The sequence below is a fragment of the Sphingomonas radicis genome, from assembly GCF_051400635.1.
Classification (GTDB): Bacteria; Pseudomonadota; Alphaproteobacteria; order Sphingomonadales; family Sphingomonadaceae; genus Sphingomonas.
Genome location: NZ_JBLFFG010000001.1, coordinates 1202273 through 1226762 on the forward strand (window position 1 = coordinate 1202273; position 24490 = coordinate 1226762).

The 24490-nt window shown below is 66.3% G+C and carries 17 protein-coding genes; 9 read left to right on the forward strand and 8 right to left on the reverse strand.

Annotated elements, in window-relative coordinates; genetic code table 11:
* Window positions 1-246: 246 nt before the first annotated feature.
* Window positions 247-804 (forward strand): hypothetical protein, encoded by a 558-nt coding sequence (locus ACMGDH_RS05480; protein WP_436826894.1) that lies wholly within the window; start codon window positions 247-249, stop codon window positions 802-804.
* Between the two features lie 71 nt (window positions 805-875).
* Here ACMGDH_RS05480 and ACMGDH_RS05485 read toward each other — a convergent pair whose 3' ends face one another.
* Window positions 876-1049, reverse strand: coding sequence for a hypothetical protein (locus tag ACMGDH_RS05485; protein ID WP_436826895.1), 174 nt, complete (start codon window positions 1047-1049; stop codon window positions 876-878).
* Between the two features lie 151 nt (window positions 1050-1200).
* Between ACMGDH_RS05485 and ACMGDH_RS05490 the strand changes: the two genes are divergently transcribed.
* A complete protein-coding gene (locus ACMGDH_RS05490; protein WP_436826896.1) occupies window positions 1201-1959 on the forward strand; it encodes a fimbrial biogenesis chaperone in 759 nt (252 codons plus the stop codon).
* A gap of 13 nt (window positions 1960-1972) precedes the next feature.
* Window positions 1973-4453: a fimbrial biogenesis outer membrane usher protein gene (locus ACMGDH_RS05495; RefSeq protein ID WP_436826897.1), complete on the forward strand. Its 2481-nt coding sequence runs from the start codon at window positions 1973-1975 to the stop codon at window positions 4451-4453.
* Here ACMGDH_RS05495 and ACMGDH_RS05500 read toward each other — a convergent pair.
* From ACMGDH_RS05500 to ACMGDH_RS05515, 4 genes are read right to left on the reverse strand one after another with little or no spacing between them, the layout of a single operon-like run.
* Window positions 4450-5394 carry a family 43 glycosylhydrolase gene (locus tag ACMGDH_RS05500; protein ID WP_436826898.1) on the reverse strand — a complete coding sequence of 315 codons (945 nt, stop codon included), beginning with the start codon at window positions 5392-5394 and terminating at the stop codon, window positions 4450-4452. The genes ACMGDH_RS05495 and ACMGDH_RS05500 overlap by 4 nt on opposite strands.
* A 7-nt stretch (window positions 5395-5401) precedes the next feature.
* Window positions 5402-6550, reverse strand: coding sequence for a cellulase family glycosylhydrolase (locus ACMGDH_RS05505; protein ID WP_436826899.1), 1149 nt, complete (start codon window positions 6548-6550; stop codon window positions 5402-5404).
* A 29-nt stretch (window positions 6551-6579) separates the two neighbouring features.
* Window positions 6580-7728 (reverse strand): aldose epimerase family protein, encoded by a 1149-nt coding sequence (locus ACMGDH_RS05510; RefSeq protein WP_436826900.1) that lies wholly within the window; start codon window positions 7726-7728, stop codon window positions 6580-6582.
* 40 nt (window positions 7729-7768) lie between these two features.
* On the reverse strand, window positions 7769-9577 hold the full coding sequence (locus ACMGDH_RS05515) for an IlvD/Edd family dehydratase (RefSeq protein ID WP_436826901.1): 1809 nt from the start codon (window positions 9575-9577) through the stop codon (window positions 7769-7771).
* Between the two features lie 129 nt (window positions 9578-9706).
* Here ACMGDH_RS05515 and ACMGDH_RS05520 point away from each other — a divergent pair, with 129 nt between their 5' ends.
* The 3 genes from ACMGDH_RS05520 (at window position 9707) to ACMGDH_RS05530 (ending at window position 14529) form a co-directional block, all read left to right on the forward strand.
* On the forward strand, window positions 9707-10642 hold the full coding sequence (locus ACMGDH_RS05520) for a Gfo/Idh/MocA family protein (protein ID WP_436826902.1): 936 nt from the start codon (window positions 9707-9709) through the stop codon (window positions 10640-10642).
* 102 nt (window positions 10643-10744) lie between these two features.
* Window positions 10745-13480, forward strand: coding sequence for a TonB-dependent receptor (locus tag ACMGDH_RS05525; RefSeq protein WP_436826903.1), 2736 nt, complete (start codon window positions 10745-10747; stop codon window positions 13478-13480).
* A 122-nt stretch (window positions 13481-13602) separates the two neighbouring features.
* On the forward strand, window positions 13603-14529 hold the full coding sequence (locus ACMGDH_RS05530) for a formylglycine-generating enzyme family protein (RefSeq protein WP_436827230.1): 927 nt from the start codon (window positions 13603-13605) through the stop codon (window positions 14527-14529).
* A gap of 33 nt (window positions 14530-14562) precedes the next feature.
* On the opposite strand, the gene ACMGDH_RS05535 is transcribed toward ACMGDH_RS05530, so the two are convergent.
* Window positions 14563-15150: a hypothetical protein gene (locus tag ACMGDH_RS05535; protein ID WP_436826904.1), complete on the reverse strand. Its 588-nt coding sequence runs from the start codon at window positions 15148-15150 to the stop codon at window positions 14563-14565.
* Between the two features lie 6 nt (window positions 15151-15156).
* On the opposite strand from ACMGDH_RS05535, the gene ACMGDH_RS05540 reads away from it, so the two are divergent.
* Complete coding sequence (locus ACMGDH_RS05540; RefSeq protein ID WP_436826905.1) at window positions 15157-20397, forward strand: beta strand repeat-containing protein; 5241 nt, start codon at window positions 15157-15159, stop codon at window positions 20395-20397.
* The gene (locus tag ACMGDH_RS05545) at window positions 20394-22127 is read left to right on the forward strand and encodes a ShlB/FhaC/HecB family hemolysin secretion/activation protein (RefSeq protein WP_436826906.1); all 1734 of its coding nucleotides are present in this window, start codon (window positions 20394-20396) and stop codon (window positions 22125-22127) included. Before ACMGDH_RS05540 ends, ACMGDH_RS05545 begins: the two co-directional genes overlap by 4 nt.
* A gap of 63 nt (window positions 22128-22190) precedes the next feature.
* Here ACMGDH_RS05545 and ACMGDH_RS05550 read toward each other — a convergent pair whose 3' ends face one another.
* Window positions 22191-22916 (reverse strand): SDR family oxidoreductase, encoded by a 726-nt coding sequence (locus tag ACMGDH_RS05550; protein WP_436826907.1) that lies wholly within the window; start codon window positions 22914-22916, stop codon window positions 22191-22193.
* 151 nt (window positions 22917-23067) lie between these two features.
* Here ACMGDH_RS05550 and ACMGDH_RS05555 point away from each other — a divergent pair, with 151 nt between their 5' ends.
* Window positions 23068-23964, forward strand: a complete 897-nt coding sequence (locus ACMGDH_RS05555) for an AraC family transcriptional regulator (RefSeq protein ID WP_436827231.1) — start codon at window positions 23068-23070, stop codon at window positions 23962-23964.
* An 8-nt stretch (window positions 23965-23972) separates the two neighbouring features.
* On the opposite strand, the gene ACMGDH_RS05560 is transcribed toward ACMGDH_RS05555, so the two are convergent.
* Entirely contained in the window at window positions 23973-24353 is a 381-nt protein-coding gene (locus ACMGDH_RS05560) for a hypothetical protein (RefSeq protein WP_436826908.1), read from the reverse strand.
* Between the last annotated feature and the right edge of the window lie 137 nt (window positions 24354-24490).

The window sequence follows — 24490 nt, forward strand, 5'->3', positions numbered from 1 at the left end:
GATTCCTCCCCCTCCGTCATGCTTCGCATGCCACCTCCCCCTGGCGGGGAAGGATTGAGGGGCGGCCGCGCTAACTCCGCGGGGCCTTGCCGACCAGCGATGCCGAACCCCCTATATCCTCCGCTATAGCCGTTTGTGCTGGAAGTTAGACCGGTTTTCGCCGCCCGCTAAATGGGAAGCGGCGCCGGGCCGCGGCAAAGGGCGGGTCAACGGGGCCGTGCCCCCAGGCCTTTCGGAGACTTTGAGATGAAGAAGCTGATTCTTTCCGCCCTGATGATCGGTTCGGCCTTCGCTGCGGCGCCCGCGTTCGCGCAGGCGACGGGCTCGGTCGACGTGACCGGCACCGTCACCGGCCGCTGCTCGGCCGCCACGCCGCTCAGCGGCAACATCACGCTCGGCGAACTTTCGAAGACCGACGGCACCGTCGATCCGGCCTTCGCGAGCAACACCGGTGGGCTGAGCCGCACCTTCTCGGTCAAGTGCAACGGCGCGAGCCCGCGCATCTCGGTCGATGCCAAGCCGCTGGTCAACGCTGCCGTGGCCAGCTCGCCCAACGGCTACACCAACACTGTCCACTATACCGCGACCGTCGTCGCGACTGCCGCCGCGGGCAGCAACACCACCGTCGCCGATCAGTCGATCGCCGGGGGCGCGACCACCGGCCAGATCACCGGCCGCCTCGCCGCGACCGCGAACAACATCGCGCTGACCATCGGCAGCGGCCAGACCCAGGAATCGAACGCGCTTCTCGAAGCCGGCACCTATGCGGGCAAGGTCGAGATCACGATCGCGCCGGCGGCCTGATCGGGAAAATTCCGGCAGGCCCCGCCCGGGGTCTGCCGGAAGGCCTCTGCCCGATGACCCGGAACAATCCCTCAAGCCTTGCGGCCGAGCTTCGCGCCCGGGCATTTGACGCGAAGCCCAAGGAACGCGACGATCTGCTGTTCCTCGCCGCCGAATATGAGCAGCTGACCGACGCGCAGGAGCAAGGCGCGCAGCAGCAAACGCTCAACGTTCTTCTGCCGCGCTGAAACCTCGATACCGAGCATCGCGCCTGCGGATCGAACGGCGGGTATTTTGGCGCTTTTGGGCGCATTTTGCTGCTTTTTGCCGCTTTTTTCATGTTTTGGTGGCAGGGGAGATACCCGCCATCGCCGCCCGCGATCGGCGGGTTTTTTGCAAGCGTGTAGGAGCTTGTCTGTGAAGCTGCAGCGTAGAACTTTCGTCACCGCGCTGATCGCGTCGGCGGCGGTACTGGGCATTTCCACTGCGGTCTATGCGATGACCGTCCAGCCCGTCGTCCTCGACCTCACCACTTCGGGGCGCGGAATGAGCCAGGTGGTCACGGTGGAGAATACGTTCGACAAGCCGCTGCCGGTCGAGCTGCGCATCGAGACGCTGGACCTCGTCGCCGACGGCGTGAAGCCGAGCGGGCGCGACAGCGGCGAGCTGGCGGTGTTCCCGCCGCAGGCAATGATCCCGCCCGGGCAGCGCCAGAATTTCCGCGTCCAATATGTCGGCGATCCGGCGCTCGCGCAGAGCAAGCACTTCTTCGTCACCGTGGCGCAGCTGCCGGTGCAGACGACCGAGGCACAGTCGAATATCCAGCTGCTCTATAATTTCCAGGTGCTGGTCAGCGTCGCGCCGGCCGGTGCCAAGCCTGCGCTGACCATTGCCTCCGCCGAGATCGGCAAGGATGCCGATGGCAACCCCGCGCCGGTGATCACCGTCTCGAACGCGTCGGCGGCGCATGGCTATCTCTCGCGCGGGCGGCTGCGCGTCGTCCAGCTGGGGGCGGATGGCCGCGAGCTGTTCCGCAAGGAATTCACCGGGCCCGAGCTCCAGCAGACGATCGGCTATGGCCTGATCGGAGGCGGGCAGACGCGGCGGATCACGTTGCCCGTGCGGCTAGCGCAACCGGGCGGCCGCATCGAAGCCCAGTTCACGCCCGAGGGCTGACGGGCGCATCCGCATGAAGCCGTACGCCGCCGCGGCCGGTTTGATGCTGGCTGCGCTCTCCCCGGGCGCGCTGTCGGCGCAGACCGCCGACCCCCCGCAGACGAGCGTGGTGATCGATCCGCAATCCGATGCGGCTGCGGTCAATCCCACCGGGCGGCCGATCGTGCTGACTGCGCCGGTGATGGACGGCCAAGCCTATCTGGGCGACGCAACCGTGACGATCGATCCCGGCGGGCGTGTGAGCTTCGCCGCGCAGCGCCTGATCGCGCTGATCGAGCCGCGACTGGCGTCCCACCTCACGGCTTGGCTGCGCGCGCGCGTGGCCGAGCGGGGCGGGCTCAACCGCACCGACCTGCAGAGCGTCGGCGTCACGATCGGCTATGATCCCCAGGCGCTGCAAGTCACGCTGGAGATCGCCGCAGCGAGCCGGGCGAGCCGCCCGCTTGATCTGGGAGACGGCAATGCGCGCGTGGCGGCGACCTATGTCGCGCCGGCGGAGCTCAGCGCCTATCTCAACGTGCGCGGGCAGCTCGACTGGATCCAGCAGGGCGACGATCAGGGCGTCGCCGCGCCGGTCACCTTCCTCGACGGCGCGATCCGCGCGGGCGGCGTGGTGCTGGAGGGCGAGGCGAACTGGCAGAGCGGTGCGGCTGGCAGGGACTTCCAGCGGCGCGGCACGCGGCTGGTGTATGACGACCGGCGCAACCTGATGCGCTTCGCGGCGGGCGACCTGCTGACGCTGGCGCGCGGCTTCCAGTCGGCGCCGCAGATCGCGGGGCTTTCGGTTTCGCGCTTCTATTCGCTGCTCGATCCGCAGACGGTGATCCGACCGCGCGGGAGCCGCAGCTTCCAGCTCGAGCGGCGATCGACCGTGGAGGTGCGGGTGAACAACCAGCTGGTGCGGCGGATGGAGCTCGACCCCGGCACCTTCGACCTGCAGGACTTCCCCTATACCCAGGGGTCGAACGACGTCCGGCTGACGATCACCGACGATGCGGGGCGTATCCAGTCGATCGACTTCGACATCTTCCTCGATCAGGCCCAGCTCGCAGCAGGGCTCAGCGAGTTCGGCCTTTATGGCGGGGTGCTGGCGCCGAGCGGGCTGGGCGGACCCGTCTATAGCAACGACCTGGCGTTCAGCGGCTTCTACCGGCGCGGGCTGAACGACTGGCTGACGCTGGGCGCCAATGCCCAAGTGGATGGCGAGGGCTGGATGGCGGGGGCGGAATCGGTGGTGGCGACCCCCATTGGATCGTTCGCGGGCTTCGCATCGGCTTCGCACCTTCAGGGCGTCGGATCGGGCTGGGCGTCGATCGTGACCTTCCAGCGGACGATCACGCGGGGCGGCGAGCGCGCCGATGCGCTGTCGCTGTCGTTCGAGACGCGCAGCCGCAACTTCGCGCCGACCGGCACCGGCCTGCCCATCAACCCCTACAGCTACATCGCGGGGCTCAGCTATAATGCGACGCTCACCGATACCGTCTATGGCGGCGTCGACGCGCGCTATTCGCGCGGACGCGACGGTGAGCCCGACGTGGGCAGCGTGCGCGCGACCGGCGGGTGGCGGATCACCCAGGACCTGAGCTTCTCGGGCGACCTCACCTATGAGCGCACCGGGCGGCGCAACCGGTTCGGCGCGTTCCTTTCGCTGACGCTGCGGCTCGACCGTGCTTCGAACCTGCGCGCCGACTATGACAGCCGCTACAACCGTAGCCGGCTATCCTATCAGACCTATCACGGCTCGGGCACGGGCGCGTACAACTTCAACGCGGACATCGAGCGCAGCGACATCGGCACCGGTGCCACCCTAAACGGCATATATTACACCAATCGGGCCGAGCTGGGTTTCAGCCACTTCGGCACCTTCGAGCGCAACTTCAGCGGATCGACCGGCCAGCGAACCTCGCTGCGCTTCGGCACGGCGCTGGCGATGGCGGACGGCGCCTTCTCGGTCGGGCGGCCGGTGCAGGACGGGTTCGCAGTCGTGCGCGCCCACACCTCGCTGGAGGGCACCGACATGCTGGTCGATCCGAACGGCAGCTACTCGATCGCGAACACCGGCGGGCTGGGAACGGCCGTGCACCCGAGCCTGAGCAGCTATAGCGAGCGCAACCTGCTGGTCACCGCGCCCGACGCGCCGCTCGGCGCCAATCTGGGCGAGGGATCGTTCCGCCTGCTGCCGCCCTATCGCGGCGGATACCGGCTGACGGTGGGCTCCGACTATACGATCAGCGTCGTCGGGCGGCTGGTCGACGCGAACGGCGCGCCGATCGCGCTGGTGGCGGGCAGCGCAGTGGAGAGCGGGCATCCCGAGCACGAGCCCGTGGCGCTGTTCACCAACGCGGCCGGCCGTTTCGGTGTCGCGGGGCTGGCGCCGGGCCGCTGGCGGATCACGCTGACCGATGCCGGCAAGACCGCATACGACCTCGTCATCTCCGAAAACGCCAAGCCGAACGCGACGATCGCTATCGGGGACCTTCGGCCGGCCGGCTAGCGCGGGGCTGAGGCGGTCATCCCGATCGGCTCGATCGTCCCGTCGGCGCGATAGGTGACGGGCTCGATCGCGACCATGCGGCTGCCGCGGAACGGCTCGGCGCCAGGTCGCTCCCAGCGGTGATAGGCGATCATGAAACGGCCGCTCGCGGGATCGGTGAAGAAGCTGTGGTGGCCGGGCCCCTTGAGCTCGCCAGCAGTCTCGAGCAGCACGCCGCGATAGGTCCAGGGGCCGAGCGGGGAGGGGCCGGTGGCATAATGGACCGAATAGTCGGCGCGGTTGTAGCGGCCGTGGCTGTAGGAGAGATAATAGACGCCGTCCCGCGCGTGCATGAACGCGCCTTCGGTGAACTGCGGCGGCTGCGCGATCGGCACCTCGCGCTCAATCGTCACCATGTCGGGCTTCAGAATCCACGCGCGCAGCGTCGCGCCCGCGCTGCCGCCTGCGAATAGATAGCGCGTGCCATCCTTCGGATCGATGAAGACCATCGGGTCGATCGCTTCGAAGCCGTTGCCTCCGGTGATCAGCGGCTTGCCGCTGTCGGTGAAGGGACCGGCGGGCGTATCGGCCACCGCGACGCCGATCCGGCTCGGCGTGGGGTTCTGCGGGCCGACCGAATAATAGAGATAGAAGCGGCCGTTGGCGCGGGCGAGCCCCGGCGCCCAGAGGTGGTGGACCGCCGCGCCATCGTCGTCGATCCACGCGGCGTCGGCAAGCGCGAAGATCGGGCCGTGCTTCTGCCAGTTGCGGAGATCGGAAGAAGACCAGGCGACGAGCGAACCGCGCTCGTCTCCCCCGGTGGGATAGATCCACACCTTATCGCCGATCGCCTCCGCATGCGGATCGGCGCCGGCGAACAGGGGATTGGAGGGCGCAGGGACCCGCGGCGTGGTGCCACATGCCGAAGCAGCGAGCGCCAGCGCCGCGGCGAGCCTGCGCATTGCTGGCTTACTTCGCCGCGAGCGACGGATTGGCCGGCACCACGCCCTTGGGCGCCGAGGTCAGCCGCTTGATCAGATCCACCTCGGCCTGGCGATAGGGGCGGCCATCGGCGCGGAATACCTCGTGGAACCAGATCGTCGGCTCGTCGAGCGTATAGGGCTTCTTCCAGCTGTCCCACGGCAGGCGGGTCTGCGACTTGCCGTCGACGAAGCCCCAGTTGATCATCGCGATATTGTATTTCTTGCCGAGCGGGAGCGAGCCGTCGAAGGTCGATCCATTGCCGCGAGCCATATATTCGGTACACAGCACGGGCCGGCCATAGCTCAGCATCTGCTTCGCGCGCTTCTCCCACTGCTCGGGCCAGTTGTAATCGTGGAAGCTCATCACTTCCGAGCGCTCGACCTGGATCTTCTCGACGGCGTCGAGGCTTTCCTTCTTGTCCCAGTTCTCGCCGATCCAAAGGCCGCTGGTCAGTGGCTGGGTGGGATCGACCGCATAGGCGGCGTCGAACACGCGGCCAAGCAGCCCGGCGACGAGCTCCTTCTTGTTGGGAGTCGGCTTGTAGTTGCCGCCGCCGCCGTTGTTCGGCTCGTTCCATACGTCCCAGGCGACGATGCGCTTGTCGTTCTTGAAGTGTCCGACCACGTCGGTGACATAGGCGAGCAGCTTGTCGTACTGGCTCTTGTCGGCCAGCCGCGCGGCGCCCGGGGCCTGGAACCAGCCCGAATTGTGGACCCCCGGAATCGGCGGGCGCTGCGGGCCCGAGACGGGATCGGGATCCCAGCAGCTGTCGAACAGCACAAACATGATGCGGATCTTGTGCTTGTCGGCAATCGCCAGGAACTGGTCCATGCGCTGCTTGAGGCCAGCGGCATCGTCTTCCCACAGCATGTTATGGAGATAGACGCGCATCACGTTCATTCCGATCGACGAAGCCCAGCCGAGCTCCTGATCGATCGTCTTGGGATCGAAGCTATCCGCCTGCCACATCTCGAACTGGTTGATCGCGGTTCGCGGATTGTAGTTGGCGCCGACCATCCAGGACTGCTGGTCGTACCATTTGTTGGCAGCCGGCTTGGTCCACATGTCGCGCGCCTCGGCCGGGGCGGCGAAGGCGAGCGCAGTGGTGGCGATCAGAAGGGCGCGACGGATCATGTTTCTCTCCCTGAAGTCTTCTTGGTAGCTCAGCGCCCGGCCTGGCCGGTGGTGAGCCGATAGGTCATGACGTTACGATAGGTCTGCCCCGGCGCGAGACGCGCGGTGGGGAAGCCGGTCTGGTTGGGCGTGTCCGGGAAGATCTGCGGCTCCATCACGACCGCATCGCCCATCCGGTAGATCTTCTTCGACTTTCCGGTGATCGTGCCGTCGAAGAAGTTGCCCGAATAGAATTGCAGCCCCGGCTGGTTCGACCAGAGCTCGAAGCCGCGGCCCGAGACCGGATCGCTGACGCGCGCCATCAGATGCTGATCGGCGGTTACCTGGCGGCCGATCACCCAGTTGTGATCATAGCCGCGGCCGAAGACGATCTGCTCGTCGCTTGCGTCGCGGACGCGATCGCCGACTGCGGTCGGCTTGCGGAAATCGAAGACGGTGCCCTGGACGGGTTTGTATTCGCCGGTCGGGATCGAGCCTGCGTCGGTGGGCAGATAGGTTTCCGCCGGAATCGTCACGACGTGCCCCATCGCGCCATTCGACGAGCCGTCGCCCGACAGGTTCCAATAGGCGTGATTGGTGATGTTGGCGATCGTCGCCTTGTCCGTAGTCGCGGTATATTCGATGCCGAGCGCATTGCTTTCGTCGAGCGAATAGGTGGCGTAGACGGTCATCTTGCCGGGATAGCCCATGTCGCCATCGGGGCTGATGTAGCGCAGGCGCACGAACGCGCGATCGGCGCCCGACTTCACCTCGACCACTTCCCACAGCACCTTGTCGAAACCCTGCGTGCCGCCGTGGAGCGAGTTCTCGCCGTTGTTGACGGGAGTCTCATAGGCCTTGCCGTCGAGCGCGAACTTGCCCTTGGCGATGCGGTTCGCGAAGCGCCCGACGGTGCTGCCGAAATATTGCGGCTTGCCGACATAGTCGGCGATATTGTCGTAGCCGAGCGCGACATCGGCCTTGGCGCCGTTCTTGTCCGGCATCACCACCGACTGGAGCGTGGCGCCATAGGCGATCACCGTGGCCGAAATGCCGTTGCGATTGGTGAGCGTCACCGACGGAACCTCGCGCCCGTCGGCGAGCTTGCCGAAGCTTCCGCGCTGCGCCTCGGCAGCGTGCCCCGGCGTCGCTGCAATCATCATCGCGGCGCCCGCCGCTGCCCATCCCCATGCACGCATTCGCTGCTCCTCTCGCTGTTCACTGTCCCGGGCTTGCGCCTCAGTGACTATCTCTCGGCAAACCCTGGGTTTGTGCAAGCCTTTGATACTTTACCGCCGGCTCGAGCACGGCGCCGGTATCGAACTGGCCGACGATCGTGCGCTGGATTTCCTGCCACGGGGTCTGCGCGGCCGGGAAGGCATAGCCGCCCTCTGCCACCAGTGCCGCGTGCCGCTTCGCCAGCTCGGCGTTGTCGACGAGCAGATTGGCTTCGCGGCGCCGGAGATCGATGCGGATGCGATCGCCGGTCCGGACGAGCGCGAGCCCGCCGTTGACTGCCGCCTCGGGCGCGGCGTTGAGGATCGAGGGGCTGCCGCTGGTGCCCGACTGGCGGCCGTCGCCCAGGCAGGGGAGCGCGTGCACGCCCGCACGGATCAGCGCCGCGGGGGGGCGCATGTTCACCACTTCCGCGCCGCCCGGATAGCCGATCGGGCCGGCGCCGCGCATCACCAGGATGGTGCGGTCGTCGATGCCGAGCGCGGGATCGTCGATCCGCTGGTGATAGTCCTCGGGTCCGTCGAACACGACCACACGGGCTTCGAACGCATCCGGATCCTCGGGGTCGCTGAGATAGCGGTTGCGGAACTCCTCGGAGATGACCGAGAGCTTCATCACCGCGCCGTCGAACAGATTGCCGCGCAGCACGGTGAGCCCGGCGGCGGAAATAAGCGGCTCGGCGAGCGGGCGGATCACGTCGGGATCCTCGGTGGTCTTGCCCGAATAGGTCGCCGCGACGGTTTCGCCCGTCACGGTGATCGCCGATCCGTCGAGCAGGCCGGCGTCGAGCAGCTGACCCATCACCGCGGGCACGCCGCCCGCGCGATAATAGTCCTCCCCCAGATATTTGCCCGCCGGCTGGAGGTTGACGATCAGCGGGATATCGGCGCCGTGGCGCTCCCAATCCTCGAGCGTGAGCTCGACGCCGATGTGGCGGGCGAGCGCGTTGAGGTGGATCGGGGCGTTGGTCGAGCCGCCGATCGCCGAATTGACGCGGATCGCGTTGAGGAAAGCAGAGCGCGTGAGAATGTCCGACGGCTTGCGATCGGTGCGGACCATCTCGACGATGCGGCGGCCGGTTTCCCAGGCGGCCTGCTGACGGTCGCGATAGGGAGCGGGGATCGCCGCCGAGCCCGGGAGCGACATGCCCAGCGCCTCGGTCAACGAGTTCATCGTCGTCGCCGTGCCCATGGTGTTGCAATAGCCGGTCGACGGAGCGGAGCTCGCCACGAGTTCGATGAAGCCGCGATAATCGATCTCGCCCGCAGCGAGCATCTCGCGCGCCTTCCACACGATCGTGCCGGAGCCGGTGCGCTCGCCCTTGTGCCAGCCGTTGAGCATCGGGCCCACCGAGAGCGCGATCGCGGGGATGTTGACGGTGGCCGCAGCCATCAGCGCCGCAGGGGTGGTCTTGTCGCAGCCGATCGTCAGCACCACGCCGTCGAGCGGATAGCCGTAGAGCAGCTCGACCAGCCCGAGATAGGCGAGGTTGCGGTCCAGCCCCGCCGTGGGGCGCTTGCCGGTTTCCTGGATCGGATGGGTGGGGAACTCGATCGCGATTCCGCCGGCGTCGCGGATGCCTTCGCGGACACGCTCGGCGAGCACCAGATGATGACGGTTGCACGGCACCAGATCGCTGCCCGACTGGGCGATGCCGATGATCGGCCGGCCGCTCTGCAGCTCCTCGGCGCTGAGGCCGTAGTTGAGGTAGCGCTCGATATACAGTGCTGTCATGTCGGCGTTGGCCGGATTGTCGAACCAGGCGCGCGATCTCAGCTTCGGCTGCCCTGCTTCGTTTCCGTCCTGCTTCATAACCTCTCCAGAAGCGCCGAGAATCCGATTCTGCGGCGTTGCACCTTGTCGCTTGATAGCCAAACCAACGACGAATAGAAAGCATATATATCGTATAAATGTGGAGGCAATGTGAGCGCGGAAATTTCAATGAAAACAAGCGCTCGGCCGATCCGAATCGGCCTCGTGGGCATCGGCAAGATCGCGCGCGACCAGCATCTGCCAGCGCTCGCCGCTGACCCGCGCTTCGAGCTGGTGGCAACCGCCAGCCGCCACGCGACATTGCCCGGCGTTCCGGGGTATGGCGACATTACTGAGATGCTCGCGGCGGGCCACGCGCTGGATGCGATGACTTTGTGCACCCCGCCTGCGGGACGCTGGGAGATCGCGCGCGCGGCGGTCGAGGCCGGGCTGCACGTGATGCTCGAGAAGCCGCCCGCGGCTACGCTGACCGAAATCGACGATCTCGATCGGATGGCGCGCGCTGCCGGCATCACGCTCTTCACCACATGGCATTCGCGCGAGGCGCCGGGAGTCGAGCCCGCGCGCGCATGGCTCGCCGAGCGCGAAATCCGCGCGGTGCGGATCGCGTGGCGCGAGGACATCCGCCGCTGGCACCCTAGACAGGACTGGATCCTTGCCGCAGGCGGCTTCGGCGTGTTCGATCCGGGGATCAACGCGCTCTCGATCCTCACGCGGATCCTGCCGGAGCCGGTGATCCTGGAAGCCGCATCGATGACGGTACCCGCCGGACGCCACTCGCCGATCGCGGCCGAGCTGAAGATGTCGAGCGGGAGCGCGCCGGTGGCCGCCTCGTTCGATTTCCTGCAGACCGGTCCACAGACCTGGGACATCGAAGTGGACACCGATCTGGGCACGCTCAGGCTCGGGCTGGGCGGCAGCGTGCTGACACTGCCGGGTGAGCAGGAGCGCAAGGCGCCCGAGCAGGAATATCCGCGGCTCTACGCGCGCTTCGCGGAACTGGTTGCGGCGGGTGAGAGCGATGTGGATGTGTCGCCGCTCCGTCTAGTGGCGGACGCATTCCTGATTGCCGAGCGCGAGCAGGGGGCGGCGTTCGACTGGTAGCTACTTGCACTTGCCGGGGTAATATAGATAAGATAATTGTCTGGTTTGTTGCCATATACCGAGGCTCCGGAAGAGAGCCCGAAAAATAGGGAGGAGGGTAAAATGCGCGTGAAGTCGTTCGTCACCAGTTCGGTCTCGTTGCTGATGCTGGCGGTTGCAGGGGTCCCTGTTTACGCCCAGGCGCAAGACGCGGAGGCGGCGCAGGACCCGGCCCCCGCCGCGGCGCCGCAATCGGCCCCCGCCCCCGAGCAGGATATAGTCGTCACCGGCTTCCGGCGGAGCCTTGAATCGGCGCAGAACCTCAAGCGTCACTCGGACGGCATCGTCGATGCGATCGTTGCCGAGGATATCGGCAAGCTTCCCGACGTGACTGCCTCCGCAGCGCTGGCCCGCGTGACCGGCGTACAGGTCAACCGCGGCGCGGGCGAGGCGGCGCAGGTCCAGGTGCGCGGCCTGCCCGACATCACGACCACCTACAACGGGCGCGAGATCTTCACCGCCGAGAATCGCAACGTCGCGATTCAGGATTTCCCTGCAGGCGCCGTGCAAGCACTCGAAGTCTATAAATCGGGCACTGCCAATCTCATCGAGCCGGGCATCGGCGGCCAGGTGAACGTCCGTTCGCGCCGCCCGTTCGATTTCAGCGGCTTCCATATCTCGGGTTCGCTCTACGGCGTCCATTGGGAGCAGAGCCAGCAGATCGACTATAACGCCAACCTGCTGATCAGCGACCGCTGGGAGACCGGAATCGGCGAGATCGGCGTGCTGGTGAACGGCGCGATGACCAACATCGAATTCCTCGATTCGACGCGCGAGAACGATCGGTTCATCACCCCCGATCCCAATGTGGCACCGGGGCCAGGCGATTTCACGCGGCCCAACGGCCAGGGCATTTTCTACGGCAGCGGCCATCGCTGGCGCCCCTCGGTCAACGCCGCGCTTCAGTGGCGGCCGAGCCCCAATCTCGAATTCTATGTGGACGGGCTGTTCCAGGGCTTCCGCAGCAAGGACTACAATCACTGGCTGTTCGTTCCGACCTTCGGCGCGGCGCCGCAATACAGCAATGTCGTGCTGCGCCCGGACAGTCAGTCGGCCCAGAGCATGACCGTTACCGGCGGCGCCAATCCGGACGGCTGGGCGGGCACCGTCCGGGCGAAGACCGATACCTATCAGATCGCCGGCGGCGGCATCTGGACCGCGGGCGGCTTCAAGGTGCAGGCGGACGTCGCCTACACCGACAGCCGCTATGACCAGCGCGATGCGAACATCGACTTCGCCTACACCAGTTCGCCGGTGCGCAACGTCAATTTCGACATCGCTGAGGGGCCGGGCGGCGGCACCTTCGACTTTATAAACTTCAATCCGGCGGATCCGAACAACTACGCCTTCCGCGGCCTTTTCGACCGTATCTATATGGCGGCCGGCGACGACATTCAGGCACGGCTCGACGTGCAGTATGAGACCGGGCTCGACTTCCTCAACCGGATCGATTTCGGCGTGCGCTACAACGACCGCAACGCCGAACGACGCAACGGCCAGCGCTATCAGCCGCTGCTCGATCGCGGGCTGCTCTACAGCGATCTTCCGGTGGAGATCGGCTATTTCCCGCGCGGCTTCCGCTTCGACAACTACCAGCCCGAGACCAAGTTCGCCGCGCCTACCTTCGACAGCATCCGCGCAAACCTTGGCGAGCTGCAGACGATCGCGGGCTTCCCGGTGGGCGACCCGCCGTTCAGCGATGTCGAGACGTTCACCGCCAACGAGCAGGCGCTCGCCGGCTATGCGCAGATCCGCTATGCTTTCGATGCCGGCGGCATGCCGATCGATGGCAACATCGGTATTCGCGGCGTGCGTACCCGGACCACGTTGAACGGCACGGTGGTCGATCCGACCGGCGCCACGCCCGTCTCCCAGACCAACGAATATACCGATTGGCTGCCGAACGTTTCGCTGCGGGCCGGTTTGGCCGACGGGCTCCAGTTCCGCGCCGCCTATACGCAAACGCGGACGCGGCCGAACTTCTGGGATCTCAGCCCCTCGACCACTTTCGGCACGCCACCTTCGTCGTGCACGCCGGACCCGGACGATCCGACGAACACCGGCCCCGATTCTCCCAACTGCCGCCTTTTCAATTCGAGCGGCAACCCCAATCTCCAGCCGATCCTTTCGGACAATTACGACCTCGCGCTCGAATGGTATTTCTCGCGCACCGGTTCGCTTACGGGCGCGCTGTTCCGCCGGGACGTCAGCAATTTCGTCTTCCGCAACGACGTCACGCAGGAAATTCCGAACGCGCCGGATGTCGTCACCAACCAGCCCACCAACGCGGGGCGTGGTCGCATCCAGGGTGTCGAGGTGGCGTTCACCAGCTTCCTCGACATCGCGAGCCTGCCCGACTGGGCGCAGGGCTTCGGCCTTCAGGCGAACTACACCTATATCGACGCTTCGACCGAGCTCCAGCCGGCCTTCCGTGAGCAGCTGCCGGGTCAGCAGCCCTTCCCGGGCGTCTCCGAGCACGCGTTCAACCTGGTCGGCATGTACGAGCGGCCGCAATTCTCGGCGCGCCTCGCGTACAACTGGCGGTCGGATTTCGTGATCGAGTATCAGAACTTGCAGGCGAATTTCGTGTCGCCGCTTTACCAGGACTCGTACGGTACGCTCGACTTCGCGGCGACGGTGACGCCGATCGAGAATGTCACGATCGCGTTCGACATGCTCAACATGCTGGGAACGCCGATCAAGACCTACCGCTCCTATAACGCGGCCGGGGACAGCTACCCGTTCCAGGTCAAATATATCGAGCGGGTGTATTCGCTGGGCGTGCGCTTCCGCTTCTAAGCGGCAGCAACGCTTGCCCGCCAGCCCGTCTCTCGCTCGTAATGGCGAGAGCGGGCTGGTCGCGGTGCTGCGGGCGGCTTAGAACTGGGATCATGAAATCGAACCCTCTCGCCGATGATCGGATGATCGCGCTTCCGGGCGGGGCCTTCACCATGGGCTCGGAGCGTTTCTATGCCGATGAGGCGCCATCCCGCCGGGTGCAGGTGGGGCCGTTCCGCATCGATCGCGCGCCGGTGACCAATCGTGCGTTCGCGCGCTTCGTGGCGGAGACCGGGCACGTCACCACTGCCGAAGTGCCGCCAGATCCTGCCGACTATCCGGGGATGCTCGACGAGATGGCGTTCGCCGGCTCGCTGGTCTTTCATCGCACCGATACGCCGGTGGACGTGCGCGATCCCTCGCAATGGTGGTCGTTCCTCGCCGGCGCCGACTGGCGGCATCCGCTGGGGCCGGAGAGCTCGATCGAGGGGCTGGAGGATCATCCCGTCGTCCACGTCAGCTATGCCGACGCCGAGGCCTATGCCGCCTGGGCCGGCAAGGCGCTGCCGACCGAGGCGGAGTGGGAATATGCCGCGCGCGGCGGGCTGGAGGATGCCGACTACGCCTGGGGCGACGAGCTGGCGCCGGCCGGGGCTATGCTCGCCAATTATTGGCAGGGGCTGTTTCCCTTCGCCAACCAGCTGCTCGACGGCTGGGAACGCACGTCGCCGATCGGCACCTATCCGCCCAACGGCTATGGACTGATCGACATGATCGGCAACGTCTGGGAGTGGACTGCGGACTGGTATTCGGATCGCTCGGGCGCAGCGAAGAAGGGCAAGCCTGCGCGCTCGTGCTGCGGCGGCACCGAAGTCGATCCCCGCGGCGGATCGCGCGGGGGCAGCCTCGATCCGATGCAGGAAGCGCGCATCCCGCGCAAGGTGCTCAAGGGCGGATCGCACCTGTGCGCAGCCAATTATTGCCAGCGTTACCGCCCGGCGGCGCGCCATCCGCAGATGGTCGATTCCTCGACCAGCCACATCGGCTTCCGCTGCATCGTTCGCGGTTGAGATCGATTCAGCGAAGCTGAAAACGGCCGTCGTTCACTCCGGAAAGAGGAAGCTGAGCGTCAGCCGTGCGCCCCATTCGGGGCCGCCGGTGGGGCTTTCGGCATAATAGCGGCCGGTGGCGGCGATCTGCAGTGGTTGCTTGCCCATGCGTGTGACGCGGCCCAGCGTGAGATTGATCGGAACCACCCACTGCTTGCGCTTCCAGTCGTAGCTGGTCTCGGTGTTGATGCCGATGCTGGTCGTGTCCGCGAACGTTTTGGTGAAGAAGGGCTGGAGGAAAGTGGAGGATATGTCTGGACGATCGATCTTGCCGGCATAGGACCAGAGATGGTTGGCGAGCATGCCGATCGTAAGGCCGCTGCGCGTCTGCTTCAGCGCCAGCGCCGACGGGCCCACGGCCCATTTGCCGCTGCCATATCCCGATCCGCCGATCGGCCATAGGAAGACCGGGCCCACGCCCCAGGTGAGGCTGCCGGTGTCCTTGGGCTTGAAGAAGAAGGTTTGGGTGACGTCGCCGAAATCGGTGGCGCCCCGCTGGCCCGGCACCGCCCCTTCCTGCGAGATGAAGGGCAATATGGTGCGGACGATGACCTGCGCATCGTCCCCGAGCGCGACGGGCACCTGCTCGTGCTGCCGGCTGATTCGGCTGCGTATACGCTTGGCGGCGTGGTCGCCGGCGACCAGGTCTTCGTAGCGCCTGCAGGGATCAACGGGAGCTATGCGAGCAAGGACGTGGCGACCGGCATCAATGTCAATGCGACCGGAATTGCGCTCGGCGGCACCGCGGCGGGCAATTACTCGATCGCCAGCACGCTCGTCGCCGCGCCAGTTGGCGAGATCACGCCTGCGACGCTTACCGCCGCGATCATCAACGACCCGACCAAGACTTATGACGGCACCAACATCGCGACGCTGACCAGCACGAACTACCTGCTCACCGGCTTCGTCTCGGGCGAAGGCGCGACCGTCACCGAGACTTCCGGCACCTACGACAGCTTCAATGCAGGCGCGCGCACCGTCAACGTGGGCCTTCTCGCGGACGACTTCACCGCCGACCCCGGCACGCTGCTCAGCAACTATATCCTGCCGACCAGCGCGACCGGAGCCGGAACGATCGAACGGGCCGATCTGGTCGCCGCGATCGTCAACAATCCCACCAAGACCTATGACGGCAGCGTCGCGGCGGCCCTGGCTTCGCTCAACTTCCGGCTGAACGGCTTCGTGTCGGGCGAAGGCGCGACGGTAACCCAGACCGCCGGCACCTATGCGTCCCCGAATGCGGGCAGCCATCTCGTCACCGCGAGCCTTGCCGCGAGCGATTTCACTGCGAACAGCGGAACCCTGCTCGACAACTACAACCTGCCGACAAGCGCCACCGGGATCGGCACGATCGACCCCCGCGCGCTCACCGCCGCGATCATCGGCAATCCGACCAAAATCTATGACGGCAACACCGCCGCCGCGCTCACCTCCGCCAATTTCGAGCTGACGGGTTTCGTCACCGGCGAGGGGGCTATCGTCATCGAAACCGTCGGCGCCTATGACGATCCCAATGCTGGCCTGCGCACGGTCAGCGCCACGCTCGACGGCGGCGATTTCACTGCGAACAGCGGCACGCTGCTTTCGAACTATGTCCTGCCGACCAGCGCGAGCGGCGCGGGCACGATCGGCCAGAAGGCGCTCACCGCGGCGATCATTGGCAATCCGACCAAACCCTATGACGGCACCAACGCGGCGACGCTGGCCGCGGCGAACTATCAGCTGACCGGCTTCGTCGGCAGCGAGAGCGCGACGGTGACCCAGACTGCGGGCAGCTATGCCTCGGCCAATGCAGGGGCGTGGCTGATCACTGCGATGCTGGCGGGCGGCGATTTCACCGCAGGCGGCGGCACCAACCTGGCCAATTATGTCCTGCCGACCCAGGCGGAGGGCATGGGCACGATCGACCGGCTGGCGCTCAGCGCCGCGATCATCGGCAACCCGACCAAAATCTATGACGGCACCGTCGCGGCGACGCTGGCCAGCGGCAATTATCAGCTCACCGGCTTCATCGCGGGCGAAGGCGGCACCGTAACCGAAACAGTGGGAACCTATGACAGCAAGGACGCCGGGCCGCGCACCGTTACCGCCACGCTCGACGCCGCCGATTTCACTGCGAACAGCGGCACGCTGCTCGACAATTACATCCTACCGGTCAGCGCGAGCGGCGCGGGCACGATCAGCCAGAAGCTGCTCACCGCCGTGATCACCGGCCTGCCGACCAAGGTCTATGACGCCACGACGGCTGCGACGCTGACGTCGTCGAACTTTGCGCTTTCGGGCTTCGTCGCCGGCGAGGGAGCCACCGTCACCGAGACGGTGGGCGCCTATGGCTCGCCGGACGCCGGCATCCGCATCGTCACTGCGGCGCTCGACGGCGGCGATTTCAGCGCGAACGGCGGCACCTTGCTCTCCAACTATGTGCTGCCGACCAGCGCCACGGGCGCGGGCATCATCCAGAAGGCAGCGCTGAACGCGATCATCATCGGCAACCCGACCAAGACCTATGATGCGACGATCGGGGTGACGCTGACCTCCGCGAACTATCTGCTGACGGGATTCGTCGGCGGCCAGGGGGCGACGATCACCGAGACGGTGGGCGCGTATAATTCGCCGAACGCAGGCGCGCGCATCGTGACGGCGCTGCTGGGCAGCGCCGATTTCGTCGCCGATGGCGGCACCGATCTCAGAAACTATGCGCTGCCGGCCAGCGCAGCGGGTGCCGGAACGATCAACCAGGCGACGCTCACCGCCGCGATCATCGGCAACCCGACCAAGACCTATGACGGCACCACCGTGGCGACGCTGGCCAGCGGCAATTACCAGCTTACCGGCTTCATGGCGGGCGAAGGCGCAACCGTCACCGAAACCGCCGGCACCTATGACGACCCCAACGCGGGATCGCGCACCGTCAGCGCCACGCTGGACGGTGGCGATTTCGCTGCGACCGGGAGCACGCTGCTTTCGAACTATGTTTTGCCGACGAGCGCGAGCGGCGCGGGCACGATCGGCCAGGCGATGCTCACCGCGGCGATCATCGGCAATCCGACCAAGGTCTATGACGGGACGACCGGCGCGACGCTGGCCAGCGGGAATTACCAGCTCAGCGGCTTCGTCGCTGGCGAGGGGGCGACCGTTACCGAGACCATGGGCAGCTACGGCTCGCCCAACGTCGGCATCCGCACCGTTACGGCGATGCTCGACGGCGGCGACTTCATCGCGGACGCGGGCACTTTGCTGTCCAACTATGTGCTCCCAGCCAGTGCGAGCGGGCTGGGGACGATCAGCCAGGCGATGCTCACCGCGGCGATCATCGGCAACCCGACCAAGGTCTATGACGGCACCACCGCCGCGACGCTGGCCAGCGGCAATTACCAACTCAGCGGCTTCATCGCGGGCGAGGGTGCGGTCGTCACCGAGACGGTGGGCAGCTATGGATCGCCCAACGCGGGGATCCACACGGTCAGCGCCACGCTCGACGGCGGCGACTTTACGGCGGACGCGGGCACCTTGCTTTCCAACTATGTGCTGCCGACCAGCGCAAGTGGGCTGGGCACGATCAACCAGGCGACGCTCACTGCGGCGATCATCGGCAATCCGACCAAGGTCTATGACGCGACGACCGCCGCGACGCTGGTCAGCGGCAACTACCAGCTGAGCGGCTTCGTGGCGGGCGAGGGGGCGACCGTCACCGAGGCCATGGGCAGCTATGGCTCGCCCAACGCGGGAATCCACACAGTCAGCGCGGCGCTCGACGGTGGCGATTTCGTGGCGGATGCGGGCACCTTGCTGTCCAACTATGTGCTGCCGACCAGTGCGAGCGGGCTGGGGACGATCACCCAGGCGATGCTCACCGCAGCGATTATCGGCAACCCGACCAAGACCTATGACGGCACCACCGCGGCGGTGCTGGCGAGTGGTAACTATCAGCTGAGCGGCTTCGTGGCGGGCGAAGGCGCGACCGTCACGCAGACCGCGGGCACCTATGACGAGAAGAACGCGGGCGCCCGCATCGTGACCGCGGTGTTGGCGGGTGGCGACTTCACCGCGGACGCGGGCACTTTGCTCTCCAACTATGTGCTGCCGGCCAGCGCGACTGGCGCGGGGACGATCGATCCCAAGGAACTGACCGTCGCCATCCTCGGCACGCCGACCAAGGTCTATGACGGGACCACCGCCGCGGCGCTGAGCACCGACGATTTCCGGATCTTCGGCTTCGTGGCGGGCGAAGGCGTTGCCATCGGCAGCACGATCAGCGGCACCTATGCAGGCAGGAACGTGGGGCTGCACGCGCTGACGATCGATCCGGCGACCGCCAACATCACGCCCGATGCGGGCACTTTGCTCTCGAACTATGTGCTGCGCACCGGCGCGAACGGCATCGGGCGCATCACGCCGGCGCCGCTCACCGCAACGCTGGCCGACGTCTTCAAAATCTATGACGGCAACACCGCCGCGACGCTCACGCCAACCAACTTCACGCTGACGGGGTTCGTCACGGGCGAAGGGGCGACGGTCACCCAGACCGCGGGCGTCTATGACGAACCCAATGCCGGGAGCCGGACGGTCACTGCCGCGCTCGCCGCAGGCGATTTCGTTGCGAACGGCGGCACGCTGCTTTCCAACTATACCTTGCCCACGACTGCCTCTGGCTCGGGAACTATCGGTCAGGCGCTGCTGACGGCCGCCATCATCGGCAATCCGACCAAGGTCTATGACGGCACCGCCGCGGCGGTGCTGGGTTCGGCCAATTATCAGCTGACGGGGTTCGTCGCCGGTGAAGGCGCGACCGTCGATCAGGCCGCGGGCCTTTACGACAGCGCGAACGCTGGCGCCCGCACGGTCACGACGATCCTCGCAGCGGGCGACTTCACGGCCAATGGCGGGACGCTGCTCAGCAACTATGTATTGCCGACGAGCGCTTCGGGGATGGGGACGATTTCCCAGGCGATGCTCACCGCGGCGATCGTCGGCAACCCGACCAAGACCTATGACGGCAACACCGCCGCGGTGCTCGCCAGCACCAATTTCGCGCTCACCGGCTTCGTGGCGGGCGAAGGCGCCACCGTCACGCATGCGGCGGGGACTTACGACAACAAGAACGCTGGCAGCCGGACCGTTTCCGCCAGCCTCGCCGCGGACGATTTCAGCGCCAACAGCGGCACGCTGCTATCCAACTATGTGCTCCCGGCCTCGGCGACCGGTGCGGGCACGATCGACCGTGCCGATCTGACGGTCGCGATCACCGGGCGCCCGACCAAGGACTATGATGGCAACACCGATGCGACGCTCACCTCCGCGGACTACAGCATCACCGGCTTCGTCGCCGGCGAGGGCGCCACGATCACCGAGACCAGCGGCACCTATGCCTCGCCCGATCCCGGGGAGCAGCTGGTGACGGCCATATTGGCGGCGGACGACTATACCGCCGACGCGGGCACGCTGCTCTCCAACTACAATCTGCCCACCCAGGCAGTGGGTGAGGGCGAGATCATCGCAACGGCGCCGCCCCCGTGCAGCGACGGCCTGCTCGACTGCCTGCCGCCCAATCTGGCGTTCAGGCTCGCGGTGACCAGCCGGCAGCACTTCTTCATACCTTTCCCGACGCTGTACCCGATGTATCAGGGTATCACGGGTGCCTTTGCCGGCATGCCCAGCATCGTCACCTATCCGAGCGTGATGGAGACATCGGGCGGGATGCTGATCGTCACCGGCTCGACCGTGATCAACTCCGGCGACCAGATCCTGAACCAGATGGGTGGAAGCCGGACGATCCGGATCGAATATCCGCCGCTGAGGCCCATCGATTATGAAGGAGTGCGGCCGTGACGGCTGTGGTGCGCGCGTCGCTCCTGGCGCTGGCACTCCTGGGCGCGTTCGCGTCGCAGGGAGCGAATGCCCAGGATTTCGAGCGGCGCCTGCCCAAGCCGCCACCTCAGCCGCCGATGCCCGAAGTTGCGGTCCCGCCCGAAGCGCCGCCGCCCGCACAGGATGCGACCCAGCTCGTCCCGGAACTCAAGGGGCTGGTGTTCGTCAACGGCCCGGGCGCGGTTCAGCCGGAGGGTGTGGCACCCGAGAGCGTGGCAGGCGGCATCGACACGCGCGCCGCCCCGCTGATCGCGACCACGGGCGCGAGCGACCAGCTTCGCGCCTATCTGGGCCGTCCGCTCACGCGGGGCGACCTCAACACGATCACTCGGCTCGTCCAGGAGGCATACCGCGCCGCCGAGCGCCCGTTCGTCGACGTCAGCGTGCCGCCGCAGAAGGTGCAGAGCGGCGTCATCCAGATTGTCGTCACCGAATATCGGGTGGGCGAGATCAATGTCACCGGAAACCGCCACTTCTCCACCGATTTGATCCGGGGCATGGGCGATCTCGAGCCCGGAGACCCGCTCACCCTGCCGCGCCTGCGCAAGGCGCTCGACGGCTATAACCGGAACCCGTTTCTCACGGTGAACAGCATAGTCCAGCCCGGCGATACGACCGGCACTACCGATGTGGTGCTGGAGGCCAAGGACCGGTTCCCGCTGCGCGTCTATGGCGGCTACGACAACCAGGGCGTGGAGACGCTAGGCCGCGACGAATGGTTCGTGGGGTTCAACTGGGGCAATGTGCTGGGGACGGGGCAGATACTGTCCTATCAATATACCCGCAGCTTCGAAGGGCGGTACGCGTCGCATTCGGTGAGCGACGTGATCCCGCTCAGCCCCGATGACCGGATCCTCCTGTTCGGCGCCTATGCCACGCAGAAGCCGTTTCTCTCGTCGGTGTTCGACAGCGAAGGCCATTCGGCGCAGATCAGCGGCCGCTTCGTCAGCGATCTGCCGATGCCGCTGGGGGTCAAGAGCAGCATCCAGTTCGGCGTCGATTACAAGCGCACCGACAACAACCTGGAATTCCTGGGCTTCCGCCTGCTCGACACCGCCGTGGAGGTGTTCCAGTTCCCGCTGATCTTCACCGCCACGATCGAGGACCGGCTCGGCCAGACGATCCTGGAGAACCAGTTCGTCCTCTCGCCGGGCAACATCACCAAATACAACAAGGACGAATATATGCGGCTGCTCGTGCCCTTTTCGGACGCGAGCTACGGCTATGATCGCGCATCGATAACCCGAGTCACGCGGCTGCCGCACAACTTCAGCTGGATCGTGCGCGGGATGGTGCAGTTCGCCACCGGCAACCTGCCGTATAGCGAGCAGCTCGCGGCCGGCGGGATCGGCAGCGTGCGCGGCTATGATCCCAATACCGCGCTCGGCAGCGAAGGCGTGATGCTCAAGACCGAGATCGATGCGCCGGCCTTCAGCGTGCTGTCGAAGAGCGGCCAGTTCGCGGACCAGCTCCAGCTCGGCATATTCCTCGACTATGCCAATCTCTGGCAGCAGCGCCGCCTGCCGGATTCGCCGCGCAATGCCGATCTCGCGAGCATCGGCGCAAGCCTTCACTATACGGTGGGCCGTTATCTGGACGTGGAGCTCGAGCTGGGCCACCAGCTGATGCACGCGCCGTTCCAGCCCGACCGCAAGACGCGGCTGGCGGTTACCGTGACCGTCGGGCTTTGATGCGCGCGAGGGTCCGCTTCGGGCAAGCACCGGGCTCGCCCGAAGCGGACTGGGCGAGGCCGCCTACATGTTGGCAGCGGTGGGGCGCACGATCACCTCGTTGACGTCGACGCCCTCGGGCTGTTCGAGCGCGTAGCGGATCGCGCGGGCGATCGCGTCCGGAGTCAGCGACTTCTGCCGCCAATCCTTCAGCGCGGCCGCCACCTGCGGATCGGTGATGTCGTTGCCCAGCTCGGTCGCGACAACGCCGGGGGAGATGATCGTGGCGCGGATTTCGTCATGCTCCTGTCGCAGCCCTTCGGTGATAGCCCACACTGCATATTTGGTGGCGCAATAGACGGCGCCGGTCGGCACCACGAGATGCGCGCCGATCGACGCGACGTTGACGACATGCCCGCCCCGCTGCGCAATGAAGCGCGGGAGCACTGCGGCGATGCCGTTGAGCACGCCGTGGATGTTGACGTCGATCATCCGCGCCCATTCGTCCCGCTTGAGCGCGGCGAGCGGCGACAGCGGCATGACACCCGCATTGTTGATCAGCACGTCGACGCGCCCGAACTGCGCTTCGGCGGCATCGACGAAAGCGGTGAAGCTCGCGGCGTCCGTCACGTCGAGCTCGCGCCACGCGACTTGCGCGCCGAGCTCCTCCGCCAGGCCCTGCAGCCGATCGGCACGGCGCGCACCGATGAACAGGCGCGCCCCCGCTGCTGCCAGCTCGCGGACGGTGGCTTCGCCGATGCCGCTCGATGCGCCGGTGATGAGTACGATCTTGTCACTGAGTCCCGTCATGTTCGGTTTCCTTATCGCTGGGATGGCGAGGCCGGATATGCGGCTGCGGAGGAGGATGGCGGTAGAGCGATCGCCCGTGGAGTTTGCACGATTCTCCAAATCTGATGGAACCGAGGTTGCAGCCTTCCACCGAATCGTGAAACGAAGAAGCATGGAACGGATCGCCGAACTCGCCGAATCGATCATGCGACATGCGCCGGAATCGGGCATGGCTGGCACGATGGTGCCCAGGCTCTCGCTCATCCGGGCGGATCAGCCGCCGGGGCCGATCCCGGCGGTCTATGAAGCGTCGCTTTGCCTGATCGCCCAAGGGTCGAAGCGGGTATCGCTCGGCGAAGACAGCGTGGTCTATGATGCGTCGCGCTATCTGCTGGTCTCGGTCGACCTCCCGCTGGTCGGTCATGTGCTCGAAGCGAGCCCGAGCGCGCCGTATCTCTGCTGCAAGATCGACCTCGACCTGGTGGCGCTCGCCGATCTGATCATCGCGGTGGGAGGGGCTTCGCCGAAGAGCGATTTGCCCGTACTCGCCGTCTATCCCAGCGATCCCGACCTGATCGACGCCGCCTGCCGGCTGGTGCGGCTGCTCGAACGGCCCGAAGGCATTGCGACGCTCGCGCCGCTGATCGAGCGCGAGATCCTGTACCGGCTGCTGACCGGACCGCACGGCGCCATGCTGCGGCATATTGCGGCGGCCGACAGTCACCTGAACCAGGTCAGCCGCGCGATCGCCAGGATCCGGAACGGTTTCCACGAGCAGCTGCGGATCGACGAGATCGCCGCGGCGGCGGGAATGAGCACTTCTTCGCTGCACGCCCATTTCAAGGCCGTCACGCGCATGACGCCGCTCGAATATCAAAAGCAGCTCCGCCTGCAGGAAGCGCGGCGGCTGATGTTGGCGGAGCGCATGAGCGCGGGGGTGGCCGGGTTCGCCGTCGGCTATGAAAGCCCGTCTCAGTTCAGCCGCGAGTATCGGCGGCTGTTCGGTGCCCCGCCGCGCCAGGACATCGAGCGCCTGCAGGCGACCCATGACTATGTAGTGGCTGTGTAATTGCCGGGTCAGTCGCGGATCCGCCGCGCCCGTCGCGCCGCCACCACGAATGCGAAGGCGAAAAGCAGATGGACGACCAGGAACAGCTTGGCGATCTCCCGCGCCTCGCCGCTGGCGACGCCCCAGATGTCGTTGGCCGCGACCGCTCCGAAGCCGACGATATTGGCGATCAGGATAGCCCGGAGCGTGGCGGGCTCCGCGTTTCGCGACAGCCAATTCAGCACGGCTATGCCCAGGAACGGCCCGCCGAGCAGCCGCAGCAGCGCAAGCAGCTCAGGGCCGGCATCTTCGGGCACCGCGCCGCGGCCGAACTGCAGCGGGAAGAACATCAGCGCGAGGCCGACGACGGCGAGATACAGGCTGGAAAGGGTGAGCGTCAGCTTCGTCATGACGAGACCTCCGAGCATATGATCCTGACGCCATTGTGCCACATCTCGCGGGCGGCGGGCGAGTCCGGCGCTCGAACTGATAGCAAACGTCGCATGGCTGGCGGGCTGGCGCGGCGGACCGAATTGGGCGAGAAACG

Coding starts and splice junctions, on each gene's coding strand:
- ACMGDH_RS05515 (WP_436826901.1), bottom strand. CDS start 9,577: ATGAAGCAGGACGGAAACGAAGCAGGGCAGCCGAAGCTGAGATCGCGC.
- ACMGDH_RS05510 (WP_436826900.1), bottom strand. CDS start 7,728: ATGCGTGCATGGGGATGGGCAGCGGCGGGCGCCGCGATGATGATTGCA.
- ACMGDH_RS05525 (WP_436826903.1), top strand. CDS start 10,745: ATGCGCGTGAAGTCGTTCGTCACCAGTTCGGTCTCGTTGCTGATGCTG.
- ACMGDH_RS05560 (WP_436826908.1), bottom strand. CDS start 24,353: ATGACGAAGCTGACGCTCACCCTTTCCAGCCTGTATCTCGCCGTCGTC.
- ACMGDH_RS05520 (WP_436826902.1), top strand. CDS start 9,707: ATGAAAACAAGCGCTCGGCCGATCCGAATCGGCCTCGTGGGCATCGGC.
- ACMGDH_RS05495 (WP_436826897.1), top strand. CDS start 1,973: ATGAAGCCGTACGCCGCCGCGGCCGGTTTGATGCTGGCTGCGCTCTCC.
- ACMGDH_RS05550 (WP_436826907.1), bottom strand. CDS start 22,916: ATGACGGGACTCAGTGACAAGATCGTACTCATCACCGGCGCATCGAGC.
- ACMGDH_RS05555 (WP_436827231.1), top strand. CDS start 23,068: ATGGAACGGATCGCCGAACTCGCCGAATCGATCATGCGACATGCGCCG.
- ACMGDH_RS05530 (WP_436827230.1), top strand. CDS start 13,603: ATGATCGCGCTTCCGGGCGGGGCCTTCACCATGGGCTCGGAGCGTTTC.
- ACMGDH_RS05505 (WP_436826899.1), bottom strand. CDS start 6,550: ATGATCCGTCGCGCCCTTCTGATCGCCACCACTGCGCTCGCCTTCGCC.
- ACMGDH_RS05500 (WP_436826898.1), bottom strand. CDS start 5,394: ATGCGCAGGCTCGCCGCGGCGCTGGCGCTCGCTGCTTCGGCATGTGGC.
- ACMGDH_RS05485 (WP_436826895.1), bottom strand. CDS start 1,049: ATGCTCGGTATCGAGGTTTCAGCGCGGCAGAAGAACGTTGAGCGTTTG.
- ACMGDH_RS05480 (WP_436826894.1), top strand. CDS start 247: ATGAAGAAGCTGATTCTTTCCGCCCTGATGATCGGTTCGGCCTTCGCT.